The 25812-nt window shown below is 70.0% G+C and carries 21 protein-coding genes and 1 pseudogene; 9 read left to right on the forward strand and 13 right to left on the reverse strand.

All coding sequences use genetic code 11. The features are described 5' to 3' along the window. The first annotated feature begins 100 nt into the window (after positions 1 to 100). The 7 genes from ACRVYW_RS04395 to ACRVYW_RS04425 all read left to right on the forward strand — a co-directional run bounded on the left by ACRVYW_RS04395 (position 101) and on the right by ACRVYW_RS04425 (position 9096). Positions 101 to 415, forward strand: a complete 315-nt coding sequence (locus ACRVYW_RS04395) for a hypothetical protein (RefSeq protein ID WP_431802068.1) — start codon at positions 101 to 103, stop codon at positions 413 to 415. Then, on the forward strand, positions 412 to 2082 hold the full coding sequence (locus ACRVYW_RS04400; RefSeq protein ID WP_431802070.1) for an alpha/beta hydrolase: 1671 nt from the start codon (positions 412 to 414) through the stop codon (positions 2080 to 2082). Before ACRVYW_RS04395 ends, ACRVYW_RS04400 begins: the two co-directional genes overlap by 4 nt. 104 nt (positions 2083 to 2186) lie before the next feature. Next, complete coding sequence (locus ACRVYW_RS04405; protein ID WP_431802072.1) at positions 2187 to 2744, forward strand: hypothetical protein; 558 nt, start codon at positions 2187 to 2189, stop codon at positions 2742 to 2744. 121 nt (positions 2745 to 2865) lie between these two features. Further along, positions 2866 to 4548, forward strand: a complete 1683-nt coding sequence (locus ACRVYW_RS04410) for an AlkA N-terminal domain-containing protein (protein WP_431802074.1) — start codon at positions 2866 to 2868, stop codon at positions 4546 to 4548. Then, entirely contained in the window at positions 4545 to 5108 is a 564-nt protein-coding gene (locus tag ACRVYW_RS04415; protein ID WP_431802075.1) for a methylated-DNA--[protein]-cysteine S-methyltransferase, read from the forward strand. Before ACRVYW_RS04410 ends, ACRVYW_RS04415 begins: the two co-directional genes overlap by 4 nt. A gap of 332 nt (positions 5109 to 5440) precedes the next feature. Further along, positions 5441 to 7282 (forward strand): ABC transporter ATP-binding protein, encoded by a 1842-nt coding sequence (locus tag ACRVYW_RS04420; RefSeq protein ID WP_431802077.1) that lies wholly within the window; start codon positions 5441 to 5443, stop codon positions 7280 to 7282. Further along, the gene (locus ACRVYW_RS04425) at positions 7279 to 9096 is read left to right on the forward strand and encodes an ABC transporter ATP-binding protein (protein ID WP_431802079.1); all 1818 of its coding nucleotides are present in this window, start codon (positions 7279 to 7281) and stop codon (positions 9094 to 9096) included. Before ACRVYW_RS04420 ends, ACRVYW_RS04425 begins: the two co-directional genes overlap by 4 nt. Before the next feature lie 190 nt (positions 9097 to 9286). On the opposite strand, the gene ACRVYW_RS04430 is transcribed toward ACRVYW_RS04425, so the two are convergent. The 13 genes and pseudogenes from ACRVYW_RS04430 to ACRVYW_RS04490 form a co-directional block, all read right to left on the reverse strand. Beyond that, entirely contained in the window at positions 9287 to 10138 is an 852-nt protein-coding gene (locus ACRVYW_RS04430; protein WP_431802080.1) for an endonuclease domain-containing protein, read from the reverse strand. 489 nt (positions 10139 to 10627) lie between these two features. Next, positions 10628 to 11080, reverse strand: a complete 453-nt coding sequence (locus ACRVYW_RS04435) for a GNAT family N-acetyltransferase (protein ID WP_431802082.1) — start codon at positions 11078 to 11080, stop codon at positions 10628 to 10630. Between the two features lie 4 nt (positions 11081 to 11084). Then, positions 11085 to 11357 carry a hypothetical protein gene (locus ACRVYW_RS04440; protein ID WP_431802084.1) on the reverse strand — a complete coding sequence of 91 codons (273 nt, stop codon included), beginning with the start codon at positions 11355 to 11357 and terminating at the stop codon, positions 11085 to 11087. A 34-nt stretch (positions 11358 to 11391) separates the two neighbouring features. Then, positions 11392 to 13191 (reverse strand): ABC transporter ATP-binding protein, encoded by a 1800-nt coding sequence (locus ACRVYW_RS04445; RefSeq protein WP_431802086.1) that lies wholly within the window; start codon positions 13189 to 13191, stop codon positions 11392 to 11394. Continuing rightward, positions 13188 to 13610, reverse strand: a complete 423-nt coding sequence (locus tag ACRVYW_RS04450; protein ID WP_431802088.1) for a beta-galactosidase — start codon at positions 13608 to 13610, stop codon at positions 13188 to 13190. Before ACRVYW_RS04450 ends, ACRVYW_RS04445 begins: the two co-directional genes overlap by 4 nt. 7 nt (positions 13611 to 13617) lie before the next feature. After that, entirely contained in the window at positions 13618 to 14541 is a 924-nt protein-coding gene (locus ACRVYW_RS04455) for an N-acetylglucosamine kinase (protein ID WP_431802090.1), read from the reverse strand. Then, positions 14538 to 15524, reverse strand: a complete 987-nt coding sequence (locus ACRVYW_RS04460; protein ID WP_431802092.1) for a glycoside hydrolase family 113 — start codon at positions 15522 to 15524, stop codon at positions 14538 to 14540. The genes ACRVYW_RS04455 and ACRVYW_RS04460 overlap by 4 nt, the downstream gene beginning before the upstream one ends. Then, positions 15521 to 18073 (reverse strand): glycoside hydrolase family 2 protein, encoded by a 2553-nt coding sequence (locus ACRVYW_RS04465; protein WP_431802094.1) that lies wholly within the window; start codon positions 18071 to 18073, stop codon positions 15521 to 15523. Before ACRVYW_RS04465 ends, ACRVYW_RS04460 begins: the two co-directional genes overlap by 4 nt. Beyond that, positions 18070 to 18947 (reverse strand): annotated as a pseudogene (locus ACRVYW_RS04470) (carbohydrate ABC transporter permease). Before ACRVYW_RS04470 ends, ACRVYW_RS04465 begins: the two are co-directional and overlap by 4 nt. Continuing rightward, the gene (locus tag ACRVYW_RS04475; protein ID WP_431802096.1) at positions 18944 to 19942 is read right to left on the reverse strand and encodes a carbohydrate ABC transporter permease; all 999 of its coding nucleotides are present in this window, start codon (positions 19940 to 19942) and stop codon (positions 18944 to 18946) included. Before ACRVYW_RS04475 ends, ACRVYW_RS04470 begins: the two are co-directional and overlap by 4 nt. Before the next feature lie 16 nt (positions 19943 to 19958). Next, positions 19959 to 21191, reverse strand: a complete 1233-nt coding sequence (locus ACRVYW_RS04480; protein WP_431802097.1) for an ABC transporter substrate-binding protein — start codon at positions 21189 to 21191, stop codon at positions 19959 to 19961. Positions 21192 to 21355: 164 nt separating this feature from the next. Then, positions 21356 to 21724 carry a DUF4440 domain-containing protein gene (locus tag ACRVYW_RS04485; RefSeq protein WP_431802099.1) on the reverse strand — a complete coding sequence of 123 codons (369 nt, stop codon included), beginning with the start codon at positions 21722 to 21724 and terminating at the stop codon, positions 21356 to 21358. Between the two features lie 2 nt (positions 21725 to 21726). Then, positions 21727 to 22221, reverse strand: a complete 495-nt coding sequence (locus ACRVYW_RS04490; RefSeq protein ID WP_431802100.1) for an N-acetyltransferase family protein — start codon at positions 22219 to 22221, stop codon at positions 21727 to 21729. A gap of 417 nt (positions 22222 to 22638) precedes the next feature. Between ACRVYW_RS04490 and ACRVYW_RS04495 the strand changes: the two genes are divergently transcribed. Together ACRVYW_RS04495 and ACRVYW_RS04500 are read left to right on the forward strand one after the other, a co-directional pair. Further along, complete coding sequence (locus tag ACRVYW_RS04495; RefSeq protein ID WP_431802102.1) at positions 22639 to 23664, forward strand: LacI family DNA-binding transcriptional regulator; 1026 nt, start codon at positions 22639 to 22641, stop codon at positions 23662 to 23664. Next, a complete protein-coding gene (locus ACRVYW_RS04500) occupies positions 23661 to 25799 on the forward strand; it encodes an alpha-galactosidase (RefSeq protein ID WP_431802103.1) in 2139 nt (712 codons plus the stop codon). The genes ACRVYW_RS04495 and ACRVYW_RS04500 overlap by 4 nt, the downstream gene beginning before the upstream one ends. Positions 25800 to 25812: the final 13 nt, after the last annotated feature.

Below are 25812 nucleotides of genomic sequence, written 5' to 3' on the forward strand. Positions count from 1 at the left end.
TTCCACATCCTCACTCTCAGACCCTCCCTGCCTTCAGCAGGGGCGTTAGCCTCGAGAAGACCGCGGTCCACGCGCGAGCGCGGGGGAGAGGAACCGGACGATGAGCGACGTCGACATCGACCGCGCCGCACTCCAGGGCGCAGCGCTGACGGTCAGCACCGCGACGATGAGCTACCACGGCAGTGCGGTGTCGGCATGGGTCGCCGAGACCGGCGTCGGCAACCCCTGCGGACGCACGTCGCTGCGCGTCATGCTCGAAAACGCGATCGGCGCGATCCGTATGGACGCGCGCACACACGCCGTGTCGGCTCTCGAGGTTCAGCAGCGCCTCGTCGACATCGTGCAGGCGTTCGACGATCTCGATGTCGCCCTCGGCGCAGGCTGGGACCGCGCGGGATGGGATCGCTCGCCGTGACCCTGATCTCGCCGACCCGAGGACTGTCGCTGGTTCGCATCGAATACGACGACGGCGACCTCGGGCGCGTGCACGACAGGCTCGGCCAGATGGCCGAGTACGGCACTCAGCTCTCCGAGGTGCTCGCCAACATCCACGCCGGGCTGGAAGGCCGTGGCGAGTCGATCCGCGCGGTCAAGGGAGACGCGGGGGAGCTGGAGGCCGGCATCCGCCGTGCGATCGCCGCAGCCGAAGCCGTCGCCGACGTGGTCCGCGCGTACCACGACACGGCGACGACGCACGCGCGGGCGGCGAATGCCCTGGTCGACGACATCCAAACCGCCGACCTTCGCACGACCGCGACGCGGGCCGACCGCGACCGGATCGACGAGATCCTCTCTCAGGTGCAGCCCGAAGAACGATCGCTGGCGGCGGTCTACGAAGACCTGCGCGACGAGTACGACCGGGAGCTGGCCGAATCGAGCGACGCCCTCGCCGCGCTGTGGGAGCAATGGGAGGCGGCGTACAGCCGGTGGGATGCCGGCTACGACGAGGCCGTCGCGGCCCTCGCGCACGTCGACGGGTCGGCGGTCACCCCCGCCGCTCGGCGTGCCATCGACGCCCTCGCGCAGGCGGATACACCCGAGCAGGTTGCGGCAGCGTGGGCGTCGCTCACCGAGGCCGAGCGGGCGGCCCTCGTCGCCGAGCGCCCGAGCTTCGTCGGCAATCTCGACGGCATCCCGTACGACGTCCGCTTCGCGGCCAATCGCGATGTCTACACGCAGACGGTCGCCGCCGGCCCCTACGGCGAGCCGCTCGACGCGCAGCTAGAACAGCTGGGACGGGAAATCGATCGGCACGGCGGCGAGCTGCTGTTCTTTCGGCCGTTCGAGCAGCCGCAGGCGACGGCGGCGGTCGCGTACGGCGTCGCGCGGGATGCGTACGGCGTCGCCTCGGACCCGTTCGACGGAGTGACGAACGTGAACACCCTCGTCGGTGGGATGTTCTCCGGTCTCGACGATCTCAGCGCATGGGGCGAGAGCGCCCGCGACCTCAACGATTACGCCAACGCCTACGGCGACCCCGGCACGTCGTCGATGACGATCGCCTGGTACGGCTACGACTCGCCGTCGATCGGGACCGAGCCGTTCATGGGAAGTGCGCACGAGGGAGCGGCTCGGCTGACGGAGACCCTGCGGGGTCTGCACGCCGTGAGCACCGGGAATCTCACGACGACGGTGATCGGACACTCCTACGGCAGCACGACGGCCTTTCTCGCGGTCGGGTCGGCAGGCTCCTCTCTCGGGGTCGATCGACTGATCGCGGTCGGGTCGGCGGGCATCACCACGGAGGTGGACGGCCAACAGCTGGACTTCTCCGGCACCGATGTCTTCACCTCACGCGCGACGTGGGACGTCGTCGCCCGCGTCGGACAGTGGACGTCGATCGGCCACGCCAGCGATCCGGCGGATATTCCGGGAGCAGTCACCTTCGAGAGCGACGGCGGCCGGGCACCGTCGCTGGGCGGGGGGACGGAAGAGGTCGCCGGGACGCCCGGCCACGCGGCACACGACGGCGGCAACAGCTTCTTCGGCTGGTGGGAGAAGGGCAACGGCTACCTCTCGGTCGGCTCCGAGTCCTTCCGGAACATCGCCTCCATCGTGGCGACCGGCGAGGCGCTGCGATGAGCGTGGGGCGGGCGAAGCGGACACCCCGTGCGCGACGATGGGTGCTGATGGCAGGGGCGGTGGTCGGAATGACCATCGCGATGACAGGATGCGAAGGGCAGACGGTGGCACCGACAGGCGATGAACTCTATGCGCAGGCGCGGGAGCTCTACTTCTCCTACCGGGAGGTGACCAACGGCGTGCTCGAGCGCATCGACCCCGGGCCGTGGGAGGTCGGCAGCTCGTACGGGATGGAGCCCTCCGCGGCGGGGTGCGGTGACGGGTGGAAGTTCGCGCTCTCCCGGTCGACGACGGTGGACCCCGCCGACCAGCCCGCGATGCGGGAGGCGGTGACGGACTACCTGACCTCGGCGGGCTACGACGTGGAGGGCCAGGATGTCGGTGCCGACGGCGCGGTAGCCCGCGAAGTCGTCGTGGAGAAGCAGGACCCCTTCTCGTCGCTGCGTGTGACATTCGCGACGAGCGGTAACGTCCTCGTCACCGCGACGACGCGCTGCATGCCCGGCGACATCGGAGAGCTCGACGAGCGGCTGTTCGGTGACGCCGTCCTCGCGGAAGGCTACCTCCCGCGGACGGAGTCGCCGTCCGACCCGCTCTTCTTCGGCATCACGCCGGGCGAGCCGGGCTTCCTGCCGACGCCGACGCCGACGCCGACGCCGTAGCCGTCGTCGCAGCCTACGCCGTCGTCACTGCGCGGGCGGCGTCGGCATCGGTTCCGAGTCGCGCCGCCGTCGCGTCCGATTCCCGCGAGCGACAGTGCCCGGAGCATGTCAGGCTGGAGGCATGACCACGGCATCCCTGACCTTCGACCAGCGTTACCGTGCGATCGATGCGCGCGACGCGCGCTTCGACGGGCAGTTCGTCACCGCGGTGCGCTCGACGGGCATCTACTGCCGGCCCAGCTGCCCGGCCCGGACGCCCAAGCCCGCGAACGTCACGTTCTACCCGACGAGCGCGGCGGCGCACGAAGCCGGCTACCGCGCCTGCAAACGCTGCCTCCCCGAAGCGGCGCCCGGCTCGCCGGAATGGAACCTCCGCGGCGATGTCGCGGGCCGCGCGATGCGCCTCATCGCCGACGGTGTCATCGAGCGCGAGGGCGTGCCGGGGCTCGCGGCCCGCCTCGGATACTCGTCGCGACACCTCACGCGCCTGCTGACGGCGGAGCTCGGGGCGGGTCCTCTCGCCCTCGCCCGCGCGCAGCGCGCCCACACGGCGCGGATGCTCCTCGTCTCCACCGACTTACCGGCATCCGACGTCGCCTTCTCCGCCGGCTTCGCGAGCGTGCGGCAGTTCAACGAGACCGTGCGCGAGGTGTTCGGGATGCCTCCGCTCGCCCTCCGCGCGCGGCGGCCCGGCGGGGGAGTCCGGAACGGCCGTGTCTCCGCGCCGGCTGCCGCCCGTACCGACGACGCGCCCGCCGCGGCGACCGGGGCGATCGACCTCGTGCTCCCGGTGCGCGAGCCGTTCGACAGCGCGGGCCTGTTCGCCTGGATGCAGGCGCGCGCGGTGCGCGGCGCCGAGGTCGCCACCCCGACCTCCTTCGCCCGTACGCTACGTCTGCCAGGTGGGCCGGCCTGGTTCGAGCTCAGCGTCGCAGGCCCCGGTCGTGTGCGCCTGCGCGCCCGGCTCACTCACCTCCGCGACCTGCCGGTGCTCGTCGCCCGCGCGCGAAGGCTCTTCGACCTCGACGCAGACCCGCTCGCCGTCGACGCGGCCCTCGCCGCGCACCCCGAACTCGCTCCGCTCGTCGCGCGCGTTCCCGGCATCCGGGTTCCCGGAACGGCCGATCCGCACGAGATGCTCATCCGCGCGATGGTCGGGCAGCAGATCACTGTCACCGCCGCGACGACCGCGCTGTCGACGCTCACCGACGCGCTCGGCGAGCGGGTCGAGGGCTTGGGTGACGGGCACGACCGGCTCTTCCCGACGATGGCCGCGATCGCCGAGCGCGGACACGAGGTCCTGCGCGGGCCGGCGGCTCGCATCCGCGCGATCACCGGGGCTGCCGCCGCGCTCGCGGACGGGTCGCTCGTCCTCACGAGCGGCGACGATGCGGCCACCCAGCGCGCGGCGCTGCTCGCGATGCCGGGGATCGGCCCCTGGACGGCCGACTACGTCGGCATGCGCGTGCTCGGAAGCCCCGACATCACCCTCCCCGGCGACGTGGCCGTGCGCGCGGGCGCGGCGGCGTCCGGCATCCCGTCCGACGCGCGCGGCTACGAGGCGTGGGCCGCACGCACCGCGCCGTGGCGCACCTACCTGACGGCGCATCTGTGGCGGGCGGTGCCGCCGCGCCGTCCCGCCGCCGGCGCCGTGGCGGGCTCCGGGGCGAGCTCGGTGCCGGAACGCATCGGGTCGAGTCGTATGGCCGAAGGTACCTGCGCGGTCTCATGCGCCACTCCCGATCACCTTCGCACCACGGACCATACGACTCAGCCACACCCCGCCCCGAAGGAGCTCCGATGACCGCCACGATCCAGACCCTCGACACGCCCGACGGACCCTTCACCCTGCTCGTCGACGACGCGCAGCGCGTCCTCGCGAGCGGCTGGACCGCCGACCCCGCCGCGATCCTCGGGCGTCTCCGCACCCCGCCCGCCGCGGTCGTCGACGGCGAGACGGATGCCGCAGCCGCCGTCGCCGCGTACTACGCGGGCGATCTCGGCGCGATCGACGAGGTCGAGGTCCACCAGAGCGGCACCGAGCTGCAGCACGCCGGGTGGGCGGCGCTCCGCCGCATCGCGCCCGGCCGGCCGCTTACCTACGCCGAGTTCGCCGTCGCTCTCGGCAGCCCGCAGGCCGTGCGCGCTGCGGCATCCGTCTGCGCCCGCAACGCCGCGGCCCTGTTCGTCCCCTGCCACCGCGTCCTACGGACGGGCGGAGCACTCGGCGGCTTCGCGTGGGGCGTCGAGGTGAAGCAGGCGCTGCTCGATCGCGAGCGCGAGCGCGCGAGCGGCGGCGAGAGCGAGAGCGCGGGCGAGCGCGAGCGCGCCGACGCCCGCACAGGAGCCACACTTGGTTTCTGATCCTCCGTTGAGCTTGCGTTCAGGCAATCCTCAGGGATACTCTGGAGGGCTGTCGCCCGCGACCCGGTCGGCAGTCCCCGCCAACCGAACCCTGGAGGAAGCCATGTACACGGCCATCGTCGCAGCGAAGCCCGTCGCCTTCCGTCCGTTCGGGGCGGGGGAATTCCGGGGATAACGGCTTCGCGTTCCTCATCGGCGGCATAGTCCCGTCGCACGCAGCGTTCTCTTCTTCGGACCCTTTCCGGGCACTCTTTCCGTCCCTCGCGCCCCCGGCGCGCGCCTGTCTCGCCGAGGCGCCCCTTCGGCATCCGCACCACCACCCCACGAGGATCATGACTTCCGCCACCGAGAGGCTTTCGCCGCCCCGAGAGTCCACGCCCCGACTCTCCACACCCCGGGCTCTCGCCCGCCTCTACCCCTTCGCCAAACCGGTGCTCGGTCGGCTCACACTCGGCGCCGTCAGCGCGCTCGTGGCGAGCCTGCTCGCCCTCTCGATCCCGCTCGTGCTCGAGAACCTCGTGCAGGGACCCATCGCCGACCGCGACCCCGCCGGGCTCGCCTGGGGCGCGGGCCTGATCCTGCTCCTCGGCCTGCTCGAAGCGGTGATGGTGTGGCTGCGGCGCTGGTTCGTGCTCGGCCCCTCCACCGCCGTCGAGTACCGCATGCGCACCGAGTTCTACGAGCGCCTGCAGCGCCTGCCGGTCGCCTTCCACGACCGCTGGCAGTCGGGTCAGCTCCTCAGCCGCATGATGCAGGACATCAGCATGTTGCGGCGGTGGCTCGCGTTCGGCGTGGTGCTGCTGGTCGTCAACGTCCTCACGATCCTCGTCGGCCTGGTTCTCCTGTTCCGCTGGCACTGGGCGCTGGGGCTCACGTTCCTGATCCTCAGCGCGCCGCTCTGGTACGCGGGGTACCGGTTCGAGAAGACGTACGGCGCGCTCGCGCGGCAGAGCCAGGATCAGGCGGGCGACCTCGCCACCTCCGTCGAGGAGTCGGTGCACGGCATCCGCGTCCTCAAGGCGTTCGGCCGTGGCAAGCACGCCCTCGTGAAGTTCGCGCGCCAGGCGGAGAGCCTGCGCGAGACGGAGATCAGCAAGGCGCGCGCGGTCGGGTGGATCTGGTTCTGGCTCGTGCTGCTGCCCGACCTCGCGTTCGCGCTGTGCCTCGGCGTCGGCATCGCGTTGACGCAGGCGGGGCAGTTGCGGGTCTCCGAGCTCGTCGCGTTCTTCGCGATGGCGACGGTGCTGCGCTGGCCGATGGAGTCGATCGGCTTCCTCTTCTCGTTCCTGCTCGACGCGCGGACGGCCACCGACCGCATCTTCGACGTGTTCGACGAGGTGAACACCATCACCGACCCCGCCGCGCCGCAGAGCGTTCCCGCCGTCCGCGGCGCGCTCCGGTTCGAGGGCGTGCATTTCCGGTATCAGGATGCCTCGGAGTCCGAGCGCGACCTGCTCGACGGCATCGACCTCGAGTTGCAGCCCGGCGAGACGATGGCTCTGGTCGGTCTCACCGGTTCGGGCAAGACGACCTTGACGACCCTCCCCGCGCGCCTGTACGACGTCACCGCGGGCCGCGTCACGATCGACGGCGTCGACGTTCGCGACCTGACCCTGCACGAGCTGCGCACCCACGTCGGCATGGCGTTCGAGGACGCGACGCTGTTCTCGCAGACGGTGGCCGAGAACGTCCTCCTCGGGCGCGAGGACCTTCCCGCCGGGAGCCCGGAAGCCGACGCGGTCCTCCGCGAGGCGCTCGCGGTCGCGCAGGCGGGGTTCGTCGACGACCTGCCGAACGGTGTCGACACCGTCATCGGTGAGGAGGGTCTGTCGCTCTCGGGCGGCCAGCGCCAGCGCCTGGCGCTCGCCCGCGCCGTCGCCGCCCGCCCCGCCGTGCTCGTCCTCGACGACCCGCTGTCGGCCCTCGACGTCGACACCGAGGCGCTCGTCGAAGACGCGCTCCGCGTGGTCATGGCCGACACCACGACCCTCGTGATCGCGCACCGGCCCTCGACCGTCATGCTCGCCGACCGGGTCGCGTTGCTCGAGTCCGGACGCATCACGGCGGTCGGAACCCACAGTGAGCTGCTCCGCGAGAGCGACCACTACCGCCACGTCATCTCGAGCCTCGAGGACGAAGACGCCCGCACCCGGGCTCAGGAGGTGAACCTGTGACCACGGCATCCGTCGCCGGCACCGCCGGTGAAGACCGCTCCGACTACACGAAGGAGGAGTCGCGCGCGATCCGTCAGCGCTCGCTCCGCCTTCTCGGCTCGCTCGCCTCGCCCGTCCGCTGGCAGCTCGTGCTCGCCGGTGCGGTGCTCGTCGTCTCGACGGCGCTGCGCGTCGCGGGCCCCGCACTGATCGCCCTCGGCATCAACCAGGCGCTCCCGCAGGTCATCCGCTACGGCAACTGGATGCCGACGATCATGGTCGTCGCGGTGTACCTGCTCGCCGGCGTGGGCGGTGCCGCGCTCATCGGCTGGTACGCCGTCGTCGCCGCGCGGCTCACCCAGGCGATCATGCTCGACCTCCGCAAGCGCATCTTCGTGCACACGCAGCGGCTGAGTCTCGAGTTCCACGAGTCGTACACGTCGGGACGCATCATCTCGCGGCAGACGAGCGACCTCGACTCGATCCGCGAACTCCTCGACGGTGGGCTCAACGAGCTCGTCTCCGGCATCCTGTACGGCGGATTCACGCTCATCGCGCTGCTTCTGCTCGATTGGCAGTCGGGTGTGATCCTCGCCGCGGCGGGCATCCCGCTCTTCTTTCTGATGCGCTGGTTCTACCGTCGCTCGCAGCGCGCGTACCGCGAGTCGCGTGTGGTGAGCGCGAAGGTGATCGTCAAATTCGTCGAGACGATGACCGGCATCCGCGCCGTCAAGGCGTTCCGCAAGGAGAAGCGCAACGACGAGGAGTTCGGCGACCTGTCGGGCCAGTACCGCGACGTGAACATGCGGACGTTGAAGCTGTTCGGCACGTTCGAGCCCGGCATGATGGCGGTCTCAGCCTTCGCCGTGGCGGGTGTCCTCCTGTGGGGAGGCATCCGCGTCTCCGACGGCGTCCTCGAAGTCGGCACCCTGCTGGCCGCGGTGCTGTACGTCCGGAACTTCTTCTCGCCGCTGCAGGAGGTCGCGTTCTTCCTGAACTCCTACCAGTCGGCCACTGCCGCGCTCGAGAAGGTGTCGGGCGTGCTCGACGAGCAGCCGACCGTCCCCGACCCCGAGTGTCCCGTCGACCTCTGGGAGTCGCGCGGGCACATCGAGTTCCGCGACGTCACCTTCGGCTACGGCGATGACCGGACGATTCTGCCCGACTTCTCGCTCGACATTCCGGCCGGGCAGACCGTCGCGCTCGTGGGCACGACGGGCGCCGGCAAGTCGACGCTTGCGAAGCTCGTCTCGCGCTTCTACGACCCGACGCGCGGTCAGGTGACGCTCGACGGCGTGGACCTGCGGGCGCTCCACCCGAAGGATCTCCGCCGTGCGATCGTCATGGTCACGCAGGAGGCGTACCTGTTCAGCGGGACCGTCGCCGACAACATCGCGCTCGGCAAGCCCGACGCGACGCTCGATGAGATCAAGGCGGCGGCGCGCGCGGTGGGGGCGGATGCCTTCATCGAGCGCCTGCCCGACGGCTACGGCACCGACGTCAACAAGCGCGGCGGGCGCGTGTCGGCGGGGCAGCGTCAGCTGATCTCGTTCGCGCGGGCGTTCCTCGCGAACCCGGCGGTGCTGATCCTCGACGAGGCGACCGCGTCGCTCGACATCCCGAGCGAGCGCCAGATCCAGGATGCGCTGCAGACGCTGCTCGCCGATCGGACCGCGATCATCATCGCGCACCGCCTGTCGACGGTCGCGATCGCCGACCGGGTGCTCGTGATGGAGCACGGCGAGATCATCGAGGACGACACCCCCGCGGCCCTCATCGCCGGCACCGGCAAGTTCGCGCAGCTGCACAGCGCCTGGCAGGCCTCGCTCGTCTGACCCGCTTCCCCTCTCCCCCTCGCCCCGACGTCGCGGATTCGGAGATGCGTCGCAGATTCGGATGCCTGAGCCTGAGGCATCCGAATCCGACGCGGATCTCCGAATCCGCAATCTGGACGACGGCGCTGCGCGCGCGTGTGGGGGAGCAGTGAGTGCCGGCGCCACGGCAATGCGCCGCGCGCCGGGGCGCTCAGCGCGCGAGGTGTGCGCCCTGAGCGATCGCGCGGGCGAGCGCGCGTTCCACCTCGGGCCAGCGGTAGATGACTTCCGTGTATGAGAAGCGCAGCACCGTGTACCCGAGTGCGATGAGCGCGCGGTCGTGCGCGAGGTCGCGCGTGCGGTCGGCGGACGACGAATGGAACGCGAAGCCGTCGAGCTGCACGACCAGTCGCTCACCGATCAACGCGTCGACGTCATGGCCGGCGAGCCGAACCTGCTGTCGAAGGGGCAATCCCCAGGGTCGCATGCGGACGACGAAGATCGTCTCGATGCCCGATCCAGACTGTCCGGAGAGCACTGCGCACACCTCACGCGCGGCGGGGGACCGCCACCGGACGCGGCTCAGTTCGTCGATCCGTAAGCCGTGTATCCGCACCGCCGACTCCCACAGCACGACTGCCTGCTCGCGCGGCAGGCAGTCGGCGACGTGTTGCAGGGTGTCGGCGATCGATTCGACGAGGTCGTAGCGGCTCACGGCGACGAGCGGCCGGGTCCAGTGCGTGACCACAGGTGGCCGTCGGTGATCCGTCCGCGGCGCCTGCGCTCGCGGATGCACGTGCAGATGGAGATCGGTGGGCGCGTCGCGCGGCATCCACCACCCGCGGTGCCGCGCGGCCGAGACGCACGCCAGCCGCGCCGTTGAGTCTGCCGCGGCGACCAGTGCGGGTGGCGCGGACGTGGTGGCGACCCAGTACCGCCGCACGCGCTGCACGACGCCGCCGGCGATCGCCGCGCGCAGCCGGAGCGGGTGCACTCCGGCATCCAGCACCCGCTGTCGATGAGCGATGCCGCCGTGGGAAGAGACGAGGGCCGCGATATCCATGCCCGAGATCCTGCCCGCCTGCACAGCGCGATGAGGCACCGGGCACGCGATCGGTGGACAGATCACCCGATCGCGCACCTGGGGAGGAGTCGATGGTGGGCGTCGGGGGACCCGTCGGTGTTCGTGGATTCGGAGATTCGTCGCGGAGTCGGATGCCTCGGACTCAGCCATCCGAATCAGACGCGATTCTCCGAATCTGCGATGGGGTCGCGCGCAGGGAGAGCGGTCGCGTGGAGGGCGACGGGACCTCGAAGGGGGAGCGCGGATCGAGGCCCCGCCGCGTCTGCGGCGAGGGGATGGTACTGCGGGTGCGGGCGAACGACGCGGGTGGTGCAGCTGCTGCGGGCGACGCGGGTGGTGCAGGTGTTGCGGGCGACGCGGTTGCCGCGGGTGAACCGGGCGAGTGACGCGGGTGGGGCAGATGTTGCGGGTGATCGAATCGGGTGGGAGGGCGGGTGGGTGTGGCGGATGCTGCGCGGATGCCGGGGCCTAGAGGCGGATCTCGGCGACGACCTCGCCGTACTCGGTCTCGTCGACAGGCACGAATCCGACCCGGGTGAAGAATACCTCGGGCCCGCCGTCGCCCGCCTCGTAGATGACGTCGACCCGGTCGAGGCCGCGCGTGCGAGCCTCTTCGAGCAGCCCCTCGACGGCGAAGCGCCCGACGCCGCGGCCCTGGTCGTCGGCGTCGACGTTGATGCGCCACAGTACCGAGCGGAAGTACTCGCGCGGCGCCTCGGGGTCGAAGTTCGCGCTCACGAAGCCCACGACCTCGTCACCGTCGAGAACGACGCGCTGCCACGCGGTCGCCGGATTGACGACGGCGCCCGCGACCGCGTAGCTGGTCGGGGCGAGGAACTGCTCCTGTCCGGGCTTCAGTGACATCGTGTTTACCTGGACGATCGTCGTGGCGGACAATTCGACAAGTCGCAGTTCGGCCATGCGCTCAGAGTATCCCGTAACCCGCCCCGGGTGGCACCTCGGTGACGGCGGAGCCGTCGACCTCGAACGCCCGGCGACGCCCGTCTGGGGCCGTCATGGCCACGGTGCCGATCCGCTGCGTGTCGCCTCGCCCGGCGATGACCCGCGACGGCGCGGTGATCGCGATCGCCTCCCCGTCGTCGGGGTGCTCGTCGCGCGTGATGCCGAAGGCCTCGGCGGCGGCGTCGTCGGCGCTCACGCCGTCGTGCAGCAGCCAGAATCCGTCACTGAATCTCATCGGTCACTCCTCATGGTCGATGGATGCCGACCGCTCACGTGCCGGTCTGCACCAGCGCGAGGCGGGAGTAGAGTCCTCCGGCGGCGATCAGCTCGGCGTGCGTGCCCGTCTCGACGATGCGCCCGTGTTCGACGACGACGATGAGGTCGGCTCCGCGCACGGTCGACAGGCGGTGCGCGACGATGAAGGTCGTGCGACCGCGGCGCGCCCGGTCGAGCGCCTCGGTGACGCGCGCCTCGGATTCGGCGTCGAGCGCGCTCGTCGCCTCGTCGAGCACGAGGATGCGCGGATCGCGGATGAGGGCGCGTGCGATCGCGAGCCGCTGCCGCTGGCCCCCCGACAGGCGCGAGCCGCGCTCGCCGACGATCGTGTCGAGGCCGTCGTCGGAGCCGGAGACGATGTCGAGGGCGTTCGCCTCGGCGAGCGCGGCGAACACGTCGACATCGGTGACGTCGGCCTTGCCGTAGGCGACGTTCTCGCGCACGGATCCGGCGAGCAGTACCGTCTCCTGCGGCACGATCGAGACGAATCGGCGCATCGACCGCAGGTCGACCGTCGTCAGGTCGCGTCCGTCGATGCGGACGGTGCCCGACGTCGGGCGCACGAACCCGAGGATCGTGTTGAGGATCGTCGACTTTCCCGAGCCGGACGGTCCGACGAAGGCGACGGTGCGGCCCGCGGGGATGTCGAGGTCGACCCCGTCGAGCGCGGCCTGGTCATCGCCGGGGTAGCGCACGATGACGTCCTCCAGCTGCACGTCGCCGCGCAGCTGGGTGATCTCGGTCTTGCCGCGGCTGTCTTCCACGTCGAGCTCTTCGGCGACGTCGGCGATCGAGCGCATGGCATCCATGCCGCGGGTGAAGATCGGCGTGGCGTTCATGATCATGACGATCGCGTTGGTCAGCACGCCGAAATACGTGCTGAGCAGCACCACCTGGCCCGGCGTGATGGGGACGATGCCGCTGACCGCGAGGGCGGCCGAGCCGACGAGGCACAGCAGTCCGAGGATCTGATACGAGATCCACGACAGCGCGCCGAATCGGCCGTTGAGCACGTCGAGGTCGCGCCCGGCGCGGCGCACCGAGTCGGCGCGTTCGGCGACGCGCGCCGTCGCGACGTCCTCGAGGCCGTGGCCGCGGGTGATCGGCATGAGGGCGGCCATTTCGCTCACGCGCGCCGACAGCTGCTCCACCTCGCGCCGGAAGTCCTCATTGCGGGTGGCGGCGCGCCGGCGGATGTAGACGATGAGGGATGCCGCGATCGGGATCGCGATCGCGAACACCCCTACGAACAGCGGCACCGTGAGAGCCGTGATGAGGACGGCGCCCACGAGCGTCGACAGCGCTGAGACGACCGTGGGGAACACCTGCGCGAGCATGAGCTCGAGATTCTCGACATCGCGGACGATCTTCGTCTGCACGATCGAGGCGCTCTGGCGGTTGTGGAAGCCGAGCGAGAGACGCTGCAGGCGCGCGGCGAGGCCCGTGCGGACGGTGTAGGCGAGCGTGCGGTTCGCCGAGCTCGTGAGACGCACCACGACCATGTTGAAGGGGTAGTTCAGCGCGAGCACGGCGACGGCGACGAGCGCCCACCCGCCGATGTTCTCGACGGGTCCGCCGGCGACGACGATGTCGATGATCGCGGCCGTCACGGGCGGCAGCACCCAGACCGCGCTGTCCTTGATGACGAACGCCAGGACGGCGAGGGAGAGTCCGAACCGATGCGGGCGCAGCAGGCGCAGGAGCGAGCGCAGCGGCCGTGCGCGCCGCACCGACGCGGTGAGGCTCGACTCGGGATCGACGAGCGTGATGCGACCCGTGTGCGGCGCGGTCACGATCGCCCGCCGGGGACGGACGCGGCCTCGTCCGCGCGCGCGATGCGCGTCGAGTGCTCGTGCCAGACGGGGTGGCTCGCGCACCAGCCGAAGTGGCCGCCGCTGTGGGAGCGGATGCCGCGGCGGTCGGTCGGGATGATCTCGGGATGGGCGCGGTGCAGCCATGTCGGCGGCGCGGCGGTCGGCGTCGCGAGGTCGATGCCGATTCCGGCATCCGTCAGCTCTGCGATCACCCGGTCGAACCAGCCCCAGTCCCACACGCCGTCGTCGACCTCGAGCAGGCTCCACGCGAAGACGCCGAGGGTCACGGTGTTCACCCGCGCCTCACGCATGAGGGCGACACCCTCCGCCCACACCGATTCGTCCCACTGTTCGGGGTGGTCGTCGCCGCCGAACAGCAGCCGTGCGGGGGCGCTCACACGCCGCTCACGCCGTGCCCGCCCGCTGCACGGCGGAGGTGAGCGGATGTCCGGCGTCCAGCTCTGCGAGGGCGACGACTCCGTCGATCCCCGCGCCGAGCGCCGTCACCAGCTCGAGGTCGGTGCGCCCGGCGAACGCGTCGGCGAAAGCCGCGCGCAGCGCGGTGGAGCGGAACACGCCCCCGATCGCGCATACGGCGAAGATCTCGTCGTCCTCCCGCACACGGGCGATCGCCGTCGTCACGCTCGCTGCCAGCTCGCCGGCGGCGCGGGAGGTGATCTGGAGCGCGACGGCGTCGCCGGCCTCGGCGGCCCGCGCGACGTCCGCGGCGAAGGACGCCACGACGCGCACGCGCTCCTCGTCGCCCTGCAGCGCCATGTACGCCTGCTCCAGATCCGGCCACGTCGCGCGGACGACATCGGTGAGCGCCGTCGCCGGCCCGCGGCCGTCGTAGGCGCGCATGACGGCGTCCAGCGCTTCGCGCCCGATCCAGTACCCGCTGCCGGCGTCGCCCATGATGTACCCCCAGCCGTCGACGCGCGAAACGGCGCTCGGACCGACTGCGAGGGTCACGACGCCGGTGCCGGCCGCGACGACGGCGCCGTGCCGGTCGCCGAGCGCGCCGAGGAACGAGGTCGTCGAGTCGTGCGCGAGCGTCGCTTCGCGGATGCCGGTGTCGGCGATCAGCGACAGCAGTGCGGCGGGGTCGGCGTCGCGATCGGTGAGACCGGAGATCCCCGCCGCGAGCAGCTCGGGCTGCGCGCGGGTCTGCGCGAGCGATGAGCGCACGACATCGGCGAGCTGGGGGAGCAGCGCCTCGTGGGTGTTGATGCCGCGGAACACGAGCTCGTCGCGGCCCTCGGGCGTCTGCAGACGCACCTTCATGCCGGTCTGACCCGCGTCGATCGCGAGGATGCTGCGGTCGGTCACGATTCCTCCTCGATCGATCCGCCGTTCAGGCGGGTGTAGGTCTCACGGAGGAACGATCCCGCCGGCTTGCCGTACGGGCAGTAGTCGTCGTTCCCCGCGGCATCCGCCGCGTCGTACAGACGCGCCGGCCAGTCCCAGAGGAACCAGCCGCCGACCCAGGGCCGCCGTGCGCACGCGGCGAACATATCGCGGTACCAGTCGAGCTGCGCCTGCCCCGACGGCTCACCCGGCAGGCTCCAGTCGTTCGGGATCGCGGGCGACCCCTCGCGCGACGGGCATCCCGCCTCGAGGAAGACGAACGGCTTGTCGAACGCGCGCACGACCGTCTCGATGCGGTCGAGCTGCGCGTCCCAGCCGCCGAGCGGGTAGTAGCCGCTCGACGAGATGACGTCGACGGCGTCCCACCACGTGACGTGGTCTTCTTGATACTTGTCGCAGTTGTACGTGATCAGGCCGGAGTACACCTCGCGCACGTCGGCGATGAGAGCCCGCCAGTGCGCCTCCTGCCCGTCGGCGCGCACCATCTCGCAGCCGATGCACAGCATCTCGCAGCGCTCCGCCTCGGCGAGGCGCGCCGCGTGGAGGATGAACGCGCGGTACGACGCGAACCACTGCGTCCAGGTCGGCTCACCGGGCACGTCCCAGTCGAAGAAGCCGATGTGGGCGCGCCATGTGCCATCGGCGACGTTCACGACGGGCTTCAGGCACACCTTCATGCCGAGCTCCTTCGCCTCGCGGATGGCCCACACGATCTCGTCGTCGGTCACGGTCGGCGCAGCATCGTACGGGATGTCGGTCGACAGCGGCGTCGCCTGCAGGGCGGCGTACGAGAGCGCCGTCCAGGTGACGGCCTGCTCCGCCATCGCGCGCATCGACGATGCCGCGTCGGACGTCGCCCACGTCCCGCGCACGCCGGTCCAGCCCCACGTCATCCCGCAGACGGGCGCGTCGAGCAGGGGCGGCGCGGAGCCCGCGGCCGTCATGGCGTCACCAGCTGGCCGGCGCTGCGGAGCACGCGCGGGTCGCGCAGCGCATCGGCATCCAGGGTGCCATCGTGGCGCACGAGGATGTCGGCCGCCTCCCCGGGCAGCAGGGTCAGCAGGGCCTCGACCGCGTGCGCCGTCGGGTGCACCTTGTCGACGAGCAGCGTGAGGTCGCGTGTGAGGGCGCGTGCGCGCACGGTGACGACCGTGCCGCCCTCCACCGCCCGGGTCGTGAGCTCGATGTCCTGCGCCGGGAGTGCGGAGTCTCGCGGCTCGGCGAAGAACCAGAAGCCGCGGATGCCGGTCGCCTCGGCGACGAGCAGCTCGCTCGCCGCGTCGGCCGGGGTCGCGATGCCGGGGTCGATCGGGACGACGAGCGTGCCGCGCGGGGGCACCGAGACCGGGACGGTGATGCTCGCGAGGGCGCGCCCGCCGTAGGAGAGGCGGCGCACGTCGAGGTGCCCCGTCCACTCGTCGCCGGTGTCGTTGCCGAGCGCGACCGCGAGCCCGCCGACACCGGCGACCTGGCGCGGCTGGATGGTTGCGACGCGCGGCGCGAAGGCGTTGCGCAGCGCGTGGAAAAGCGGCTTGGCGCGCTCGGCGCCGTCGATCGCGGCCCACGAGGTGACCGGCCAGCAGTCGTTGAGCTGCCAGACGATCGCACCCATCGTGTGCGGCGCCCACGACCGGAAGTGATCCAGGGCGGCGCCGACGGCGTTCGCCTGGTTGAGCTGCATGGCCCAGTGCCACGTCTCCATGTCCGCCGGCAGACGGTAGTGGGGGAGGAGGCCGTTCGTGAGCTTCGTGTTGCCCTCCGCGGCCTTCTGGTGCACGACCATTCCGCGCGATTCGGGCGTGAGCGGGTCGTCGTCGAGCGAGTCGGTGAGCGTCGTCCACGTCGGCGGTCCCTGCCATCCGAACTCGGCGACGAAGCGCGGGGTGTGCTCGCGGTAGGTCGTCCAGTCCTTGTCGTTCCACTGCCGCCACAGGTGCACCGTGCCCGAACCGTGATCGAGGGGGTGCGGCCCGGTGAGGCTGCCGCTGGGCGCCTCGCGCGTCTGGGTCGGGTCCCATCCCATGCCCGAGCTGAACGGGCTGCCCGGAACGTATGGCACGTGCGGCGCGAGCTCCGCGATGATCTGCGGGAAGAGCTCGAAGTAGTAGTGCGCCCCCCAGCTCGCTCCGTCGAGCCGGCGCTGCCAGCCCCAGTCGGCGAAGCCCTCGAGGCACTCGTTGTTGCCGGTGAGCAGCACGAGGGAGGGGTGCGAGGCGATGCGGGCGACGTTCTCGCGCGCCTCGGCCTCGATCTCCGAACGCAGCGGCTCCTCTTCGGGGTAGGCGGCACACGCGAAGAGGAAGTCCTGCCAGGTGAGCAGGCCGAGCTCGTCGGCGAGGTCGTAGAAGTCGTCCGACTCGTACAGACCGCCGCCCCACACCCGGATGAGGTTGAGGTTCGCATCCAACGCCTGGCGGAACCGCCGCTCGATGCGGGCGCGGTCCACCCGCACGGGGAGGGCGTCGTCGGGAATCCAGTTGACTCCCTTGACGAAGACCCGCTGACCGTTGACGACGAGCGTGAAGGCGTTGCCGGCGGCATCCGCCGACTGGTCCCACTCCACCGTGCGGAACCCGACCGTGCGATGGGTCGCAGCCAGCACGCCGTCCCCGTCGGTGTCACCCGTCAGTCGCACGTCGACGACGTAGCGGGGCTGCGCACCATAGCCGACGGGCCACCACCGCTGCGCCTCTTCGAGCGCGACGCGTACGCGTGCGCGGTCGCCGTCGACGACGGCGTCGGCGCTGGGCACGGCGTCTGCCAGCACGCCGGGGCCGTTCACGGTGGCGATGAGCGACAACGGGGCGGATGCCGCGGCATCCTGCGCTCCGTCGCGCTCGACGACGATCTCGACATCGACGAATCCGGCGTCGCCGTCGGGCGTCGCGGTGACGCGTACCTCGGCGAGGCGGGCACCCGACCACGATTCCAGGCGCACGGGCTTCCACGGTCCGCTCGTGAAGGTGGCGACACCCCAGTCCCAGCCGAAGTTGCACGCCGACTTGCGGATCGCCTCGTACGGCAGCGGGTAGGGCCGCGGGCGCACGCCGAGCTCGAGGCTCTGCGTGTTCGCGTACGGGATCGGGGCGCGGAAAGCGATCTCGAGGGAGTTCTCGCCCTCGACCAGCAGCGCCGCGACGTCGAAGCGGTACGAGCGGTGCTGGTTCGCCGTCTCGCCCAGGGGCGCGCCGTTGAGACGGATCGCGGCGACCGTGTCGAGGCCTTCGAACACGAGATCGTGGCGAAGGTTTCCGTCGGGTGACCACATGAAGGTCGTCTCGTAGGTCCAGTCGATGAGACCGACCCACGCGACCGCGGCCTCGTTGACGCCGTGGAACGGGTCGGGGATGAGGCCCTGGGCGATCAGGTCGACGTGCACCGTCCCCGGCACGGTTGCCGGGATCGTCGTATCGGCGACTTCGGCAGGCGCGGGGCCGGAGGCGGCGCGCAGGGTCCAGCCGTCGTGAAGCGTGCGGGAGGAGAGGCGGGTCATTTGACGGCTCCGGAGGTGAGGCCCTTGTAGATCCAGCGCTGCAGCAGCAGGAAGGCGATGAGGGTCGGGATGATGACGAGGATCGTGCCGGCGGCGATCACTTCCCACTGGGCGCCGAAAGGCCCCTTGAAGCGGAACAGCGACGTCGAGATCAGGCCTTGGGACGGCAGATAGAGGAACGGGGTGTAGAACTCGTTGTAGATCGCGATGCCCTTGATGATAACGACGGTCGCGATCGCGGGGCGCAGCAGCGGCAGCACGATGCGCCAGTAGATCGTCCACCGGTTCGCGCCGTCGATCATCGCCGCCTCGTCGAGCGAGATCGGGATGCCCTGCATGAACTGGATGAACAGGTAGATGGCGATGATGTCGGTGCCCATGAACAGCAGGATCAGGGCGGCCTTGGTGTCGTACAGTCCCATGCCGTTGATGAGCTGGAACGTGGCGACCTGGCTGGTCACACCCGGGATGAGGGTCGCCAGGAGGAACAGCCCCATCACGAGCTTCTTGCAGCGGAACGCGAACCGGTCGAGAGCGTACGCGGCCATCGTGCCGAGGAAGATCGTGCCCACAAGTGAGACGGCGAGCACGACGGCGGTGTTCACGAACCCCTCGAGCATCTTGCCGCTCGTGAACGCCGTCACGAAGTTGTCGAAGTTGAGCCAGTCCGACGGCGGATCGAACGGCCCGCTCTGGGCGTATTCCGACTTCGTCTTCAGGCTCGCGAACAGCAGTACCGACAGCGGCAGCAGCGTGACGAGGGCGGCAAGGATGAGGCTTACGTACTTTGCCGTCGTGGCGCTCAGCGCACCGACCGCGAGCGGAGGCTCCGGCCGGGGATGATGCGCCGCTCGGGCGCGGATGTCGCGGTCATGTCAGGTCGACTTTCTCGTCGGGGAAGACCTGGCGCTGGATCCACGTGACGACGAGGACGATCGCCAGCAGTACCACCGCCATCGCGGAGGCGAGGCCCACCTGCCGGAAGCTGAACGCGGTCTGCAGGGTCTGGATCACGAACGTCGCCGAACCGTTGGCGCCGCCGGTCATGATGAAGGGCACTTCGAACACCGAGAGGCTGCCGGCGATCGCGAGGATGAACGAGAGCCCGATGATGCGCCGGATGCCGGGGAAGATGATCGCCCAGAACTGCTGCCACTTGTTGGCGCCGTCGAGATCCGCTGCTTCGTACAGCTCGTGCGGGATCGACTGGATCGCGCCGAGGAAGAGCACGAAGTTGAGGCCTGTGTATCGCCAGACCGACGTTCCAGCGAGCGACCAGTTGACGATGTCGGGGTTGCCCAGCCATTGCGGCGGGTCGGCGACGCCGAACCACGCCAGGACGGTGTCGAGCGTCCCCCCGGGCTGGAAGAGGTAGAGGAAGACGAACCCGACTGCGACGCCGTTGATGAGGTAGGGAAAGAAGAGGATGCCGCGGAAGAGGTTGCTGAACCGCGTGGAGAAGCTCAGGATCGCGGCGAAGTACAGGGCGATCGCCATCTGCACGAACGAGGCGACGAAGTAGTACAGGCTCACCCAGAAGACGCTGAAGATGCGCGGATCGGTGAAGACCTGGATGTAGTTGTCGAGCCCGACGATGTTCTTCGTCAGGTCGATGCCGTCCCAGTCGGTGATGCTGTAGTAGAAGAGGTTCACCGCGGGCCAGTAGGTGAACAGCAGAAGCAGCGCGACGGCGCCGGCGAGGAAGAGCCAGGGCGTCAGCTTCTGCAGGAACGTGCGTCTCGCCGTCCCGCGTGCGCCGCCGTCCCCGCCGGGCGCGCGGCCGGAGCCGCGCACCCGACGAGACCGAGCGGGTGCAGACAGGACCGCAGGGGCATCCGCGGGTGCGGAGCCGGGTGCTGCGATCGCCATCGTGTGTCCTTCCGTGTCAGCCGGCGAGCTTTTCGACCGAGGCGCCCCAGCGCTCGTTCAGCTCGGCGAAGTAGCTGTCCTTGTCGCCGTCGGCAGCGCCACGGGCGATGTCGATGAGCTTCTGGCGGTAGATCGGTCCGTAGAGGTCGACCTGCGAGTCGTCGGCGATCTCGTTGATGAGACCCTCCTTGCCGGCGGGAGCGGGGTTGATCTCCATGAGCTCGACGCCTGCGTCGGTGAAGCCGGCGAGGTTCGGCGGCAGCTCCTTGTCGATGAGCGGCGAGATCATGCCCTGCGCCTCGGTGTAGCCCGAGTCAGCGACGACCCACTGGATCCAGGCCCACGCGGCGGCCTTCGCCTTCGAGTGCTTGCTCACGGCGAGGTTGTAGTCGCCGCCGATGACCGCGTACTGCGTGCCGTCGACGTTCGCGGGGAAGGTCATGTAGCCGATGTCGTCGGCGGATGCCCCATTGTCCTCTGCCGCGGTCTGCATCTGCGAGATCGCCCACGACCCGAGCGTCATCGCCGCGATCTTGCCGGTGCCGAGGTCGACCTTGGACTGCTCCCAGTTGGTCGTCAACGGGTCGGGCTCGGTGAGGCCCGCCGCGACGGAGTCGTAGAGCAGCGAGTCGATCGCGTAGACATCGGTGCCCTCGGTCCAGGGCGCCTTGTCCTCGGCCATCGTGATCGGCGCATCCGGGCCGTGGGTCACGACGCCGAGGTTGCCGAAGCTCTGCGTGAGCGGCCAGCCGTCCTTGTAGTTCGTGTAGAGCGGGATTGCGTCGGTGTTGTCCTTCACCTTCTGCAGCGCGTCGAGCCACTCGTCCTCGGTCGTCGGGAGCTCGGTGACGCCGGCCTCTTCGAAGACCTTCTTGTTGTACACGACGCCGTTGGCGTTGCCGCCCCAGGCGATGCCGTACTGGGTGCCGTCGTAGCTCGCCGCGGGCAGGAAGCGGTACGTGCCCTCGAAGCTCGAGGTGTCCCCGAGCGGCTCGAGGAACTGGTCGTACTGGTCGGGCTTGATCGCGGGGATGCCGATGACGTCGCCGTAGTTCGTCGTCGACATGCGGGTGAGCATCTCGCCGACGTAGTCGGTGATGCCCTCGAACGTGACGTTCACGTCGGGATACTTCTTGTTGAACTCGTCGGCGTACTTCTGGAACGTGCCGTCCTCGACGAGATCGGTGCGCCACGTGACGACCTTGATGTCGCCCTTGATCTCGCCGTCGATCGTGTTGGAGGCGTCCATGCCCTCGCCACCGCCCCCTGAGCAGCCGCTCAGTGCGATGCCCGCGACGGCGAACGCCGCTGTAGGAACCGCTCAGAGATGTCCCCCGTGCGGTTGCAACTGAAGCGATCGCACGGGGAAATGTCCACGGAGATGGTCGCCGAGCACAGGTGGACTTGTCCGATTCAGTCGTCGTTCGGGCGGACCAGCGTGCCCTGGTGATAGCGGATCACCGGAGCAATGCCACTGACGTCCCACAATGATGCGTGCCTGCTACTGCCGTCTCTCCCGGTGATGCGGTACGTCACCAAGATCAACGAAGGCGAGACCTCGTTGAACAGCCACTCATCGGTCTCTGGTTCGATGCGCGACGTCTCGGCCTCAAGGGCGGCGATCGTTGCATTCATCGTCCAACGTCGGCCCGAACGTCCGATCTCAACGAAATCGGGATGCAGGAGCTCGCGCACTCGATTCGGGTCATGTCGGACCTCGCTATCGAGGAGTGCCAGTTCCGCCGATTTGACCGCATCGAACCGGTCGCCCGTCTCCCACACAGCTATCGCACCATCCGCGCGTCGGTGATCAACGGGGCATGAGGGTCGACCTGTTCGACGCCGTCGAAACGGAACCCGTTGCGGAGGTAGAAGGCCGTCGCGCGTGGATTCTCTTTGGCCACCCACAGCATCGCCGGACCATCCCCCAGCGCGTCGTCCAGCAGCGCTTGGCCGATCCCAGTCCCGTACTGCGCAGCCAGAACGTAGATCGCGTAGAGGAGACGTTCACGCGGCGCCTCTTCGCCATTGACACCCTCATCCGGACCTACCCAAGCGAATCCGACGATCTCGCCATCGGCCTCAGCTACTCGAACGAGCATGTCGTCACGCGGGTGCGTCAGAACGTGCTGCCACATCCGGTGACGACCCGCGACGTACTGCTCGGAGAAATAGTCCTCCGGTAGCAGGTGTGTGTACGCCTCCTTCCACGTCGCGACGTGAAGATCGGCGATCGCCAGCGCCTCGTCCGAGCGCGGCTCCCTGATCGAAAATGCCATCCGCCCATGCTGTCAGAACTCGCGACGTTCGACCGAAATGTCCAGATGGACACATCGTGGACATTTCGCCTGCGAAATGGACAACTCCAACCGGAACCTACAGCCGCGATGGCCACGAGTCTTTTGCGTGCCATGTCTTTCTCCTTGTCAGGTTCACCCTTGAAACCGCTCACGCGCCGAGCCTCCTCCTTCGAGGCGGCGCGCGCGGCCCACAGTAGCCACACATTCCGCGCCTCCACAAGGCGCTGATGTCAACGCTGTCTTGCCATGTCTGCACCGCGATGCGGAAACTGAAATAGCCGCTGATCGGGTATAAAAAGAAGGCACTCGAGCTTGATTGCACCCCTCATGTCCGAAGAATGTCTATCGTCGTCATTTCCCGTATGGACTGATAATCTGATGCCGACAGGAGGACCGATGACGGTTCAGCAACGTGCGACGCTCGACGATGTCGCCCGGCTCGCGGGAGTGAGCTCCAAGACGGTGTCGCGCGTGTTCACTCAGCGCGAGCTCGTCGCGCCGCAGACGGTGGACCGCGTGCTCTCGGCGGCCAAGCGCCTGAGATTCCGGCCCAACACGCTGGCGCAGGGGCTCCGGCGCGGCGGCGGCACGAAGACCGTCGGGTTCATCATCGGTGAGCTGAGCAACCCGTTCTACTACAAGGTGGCGGCGGGCATCGAGAAGGAGCTCGGCGCCCACGGCTTCAGCCTCGTCGTCGCGACGACCGACGACACCGAAGAGGGCGAGGGGCGGGTCGCCGACGCGCTGCTCGCGCAGCGTGTGGGCGCCTTGATCCTCATCCCGGTGAGCGAGGATCAGTCGTATCTCGAGGGCGAGCGCCAGCTCGGTACGCCGATCATCGCGATCGACCGCCCCGCGCGGAACCTCGCGGCCGACTCCATCGTGCTCGACAACCGCGCCGCCGTCCTCGAGGCGACGCGCCGGCTGACGCGCATCGGGCACCGGCGCGTCGCGTACATCTGCAACCCGGCATCCGTCTACACGCAGGTCGAACGGCTGACGGGATACCGCCAGGCGATGGCGGAGGCGGGCGTCGCCGACACGGCGCCGTGGGAGATGCTGCGCGACGATCTGGCCCTCGACCCCGCGAGCCTCGTGCGCGAACTGATGTCTGTCCCCGAACCGCCGACCGCGATCGTCGCGGGGAACAACCGGATGACCATCGGGGCGCTGCGCGTGCTGCGCGAGATCGTCGACGACGGCCGGACGGCGCTGATCGGTTTCGACGACTTCGACACCGGCGATGTGCTCGGCGTGTCGGTCATCTCGTACGACCCCCTCGAGCTGGGGCGACGCGCGGCCGAACTCGCCATTGCGCGCATCGCCGATCCCTCCGGCTTCACCCAGCAGATCACCCTGCCCACGTGGATCATCGAACGCGGCACGGGCGAGCGTCGCCCCCCGCAGGAGGACACTGCATGACGGCCGACCACATCCATCTCGAAGCGCACGGCACGGCGCTCGTCCTCGAAACGCGCACGCACGGGTTGCCTGCCGTGCTGCACTGGGGTGCGCCGCTCGGACCCGTCTCGCCCGAGGACCTGCGGGCGCTGAGCGAGGCCCTGAGCCGCCAGTCGCCCGCGGGCTCTCTCGACGCGGCGTGGCAGGTGCCGATCGTGCCGGCCGAGGCGGACGGCTGGTCGGGCCGCCCGGGTGCGCAGGTGCGTACCGCGGCGGGACTCCTGTTCCCCCGCTGGGCCGTCACGTCGGTGGATGCCGACGCCGACCGTGTCGTGGTCGCCGCGCGCGACGGCGCCCTGGGTCTCTCGCTGCGCTGGGAGGCGGCCATCGAGACGGGGGGCGTCGTCTGGGTCGATGTCGCGCTGCGCAACGACGGCACGGGCCCGGTCGAGGTCGACTGGCTCGAGCCCGCCCTTCCGGTGCCGACGTCGACGACGCACCTGACGACGTTCGACGGACGCTGGACGCGCGAGAAGCGACCGGTCACGAGCCTGATCCCGGCGGGGTCCACGGTGCGGCAGTCACGACGAGGGCGCCCCGGCCACGACGCGCCGACCGTCGGCATCCTCTCCGTCGACGAGCCGCGCTGGGGCCGCGGCGAGAGCTGGGGTGTGCACGCCGCGTGGTCCTCCGACACGACGTACCGCACCGACCGCGTCACCGACGCCGTGACTCTCCTCGGTGCCGGTGAGCTGCTGCGGCCCGGTGAGCTGGTGCTCGCCCCCGGCGAGGAGTACGCCGCGCCGCGCACCGCATTCGTCTGGACGGATGCCGGGCTCGACGGCTTCGCCGCCCGCGTGCACACCTGGATGCGGTCGCGACCGCAGCACCCGCGGACGGAGCGTCCGCTGACCCTCAACACCTGGGAGGCGGTGTACTTCGACCACGATCAGGCGCGCCTGGTCGCGCTGGCGGAGCTCGCGGCATCCGTCGGGTTCGAGCGGTTCGTGCTCGACGACGGGTGGTTCGCGGGGCGCCGCGACGACACGACGAGTCTCGGCGACTGGGTCGTCGACCGAGACGTGTGGCCGGAGGGGCTCGAGCCGCTCGCCGCCCGCGTGCACGAACTCGGTATGGAGTTCGGGCTGTGGTTCGAGCCCGAGATGATCAGCCTCGACTCCGATGTCGCCCGCGCGCACCCGGACTGGCTGCTGCACGACCCGTCGTATCTGGCGCACGATCCCGCGCTGTCGTGGCGCTCGCAGTATGTGCTCGACCTCGCCGATCCCGGCGCGTACGCGCACGTGCGCGACCAGATCACGGCGCTCGTCGGTGCGCTCGGCGTCGACTTCATCAAATGGGACCACAACCGCGATCTCGTCGACGCCGTCCACGGCGGCCGGCCCGGCGGTCATGCGCAGATGCTCGCCGTCTACCGGCTCATCGCCGAGCTCAAGGCCGCGCACCCGGGGCTCGAGATCGAGTCGTGCTCGAGCGGTGGAGCGCGTACCGACCTCGGCATCCTGAGCGTGACTGATCGCGTGTGGGCGAGCGATTCCAACGACCCCGTCGAGCGACAGGACATCCAGCTGTGGACGGGCCTGCTGCTGCCGCCCGAGCTCGTCGGCGCACACGTCGGCCCAGAGCATTCGCACAGCTCCGGCCGGACGACCGACCTGTCCTACCGCATGGCGACGAGCCTGCTCGGCTCGGCGGGGTTCGAGACCGACATCGCCGTGCTCTCCGACGAAGAGCTCGCCGTCGTCGCGCGGTTCGCGCAGCTGTACCGCGAACTGCGGCACGTGACTCACTGGGGGCGCGTCTCGCATCCCGATCTGCGGGACCCCGCATGGCGGGTGACGCAGTTCACGACCGACGCGGCGGACGAGGCGGTCGTCGTCGCCGCGACGGTGCGCAGCCTCGAGGACGCGCGCCCGGAGCGGCTGCGCCTGGCCGGCCTCGACCCCGCGCGGCGCTACCGCGTGCGAGTGCGGGGTGAGATCGGCGCCCCGCGCAGCGCCTCGTGGATCACCCCCGCGTGGATATCGGCGGGCGAGGTGACGCTGACCGGCGCTCTCCTGACCGAGGTCGGCCTGCAACTGCCCGCCCTGTGGCCCGCGCAGGCGATCGTGCTGCATGTGACGGCTTGCATGTGACGGCGGCTGCCGA

It is taken from the genome of Microbacterium sp. bgisy203, from assembly GCF_965345155.1.
Taxonomy (GTDB): Bacteria; Actinomycetota; Actinomycetes; order Actinomycetales; family Microbacteriaceae; genus Microbacterium.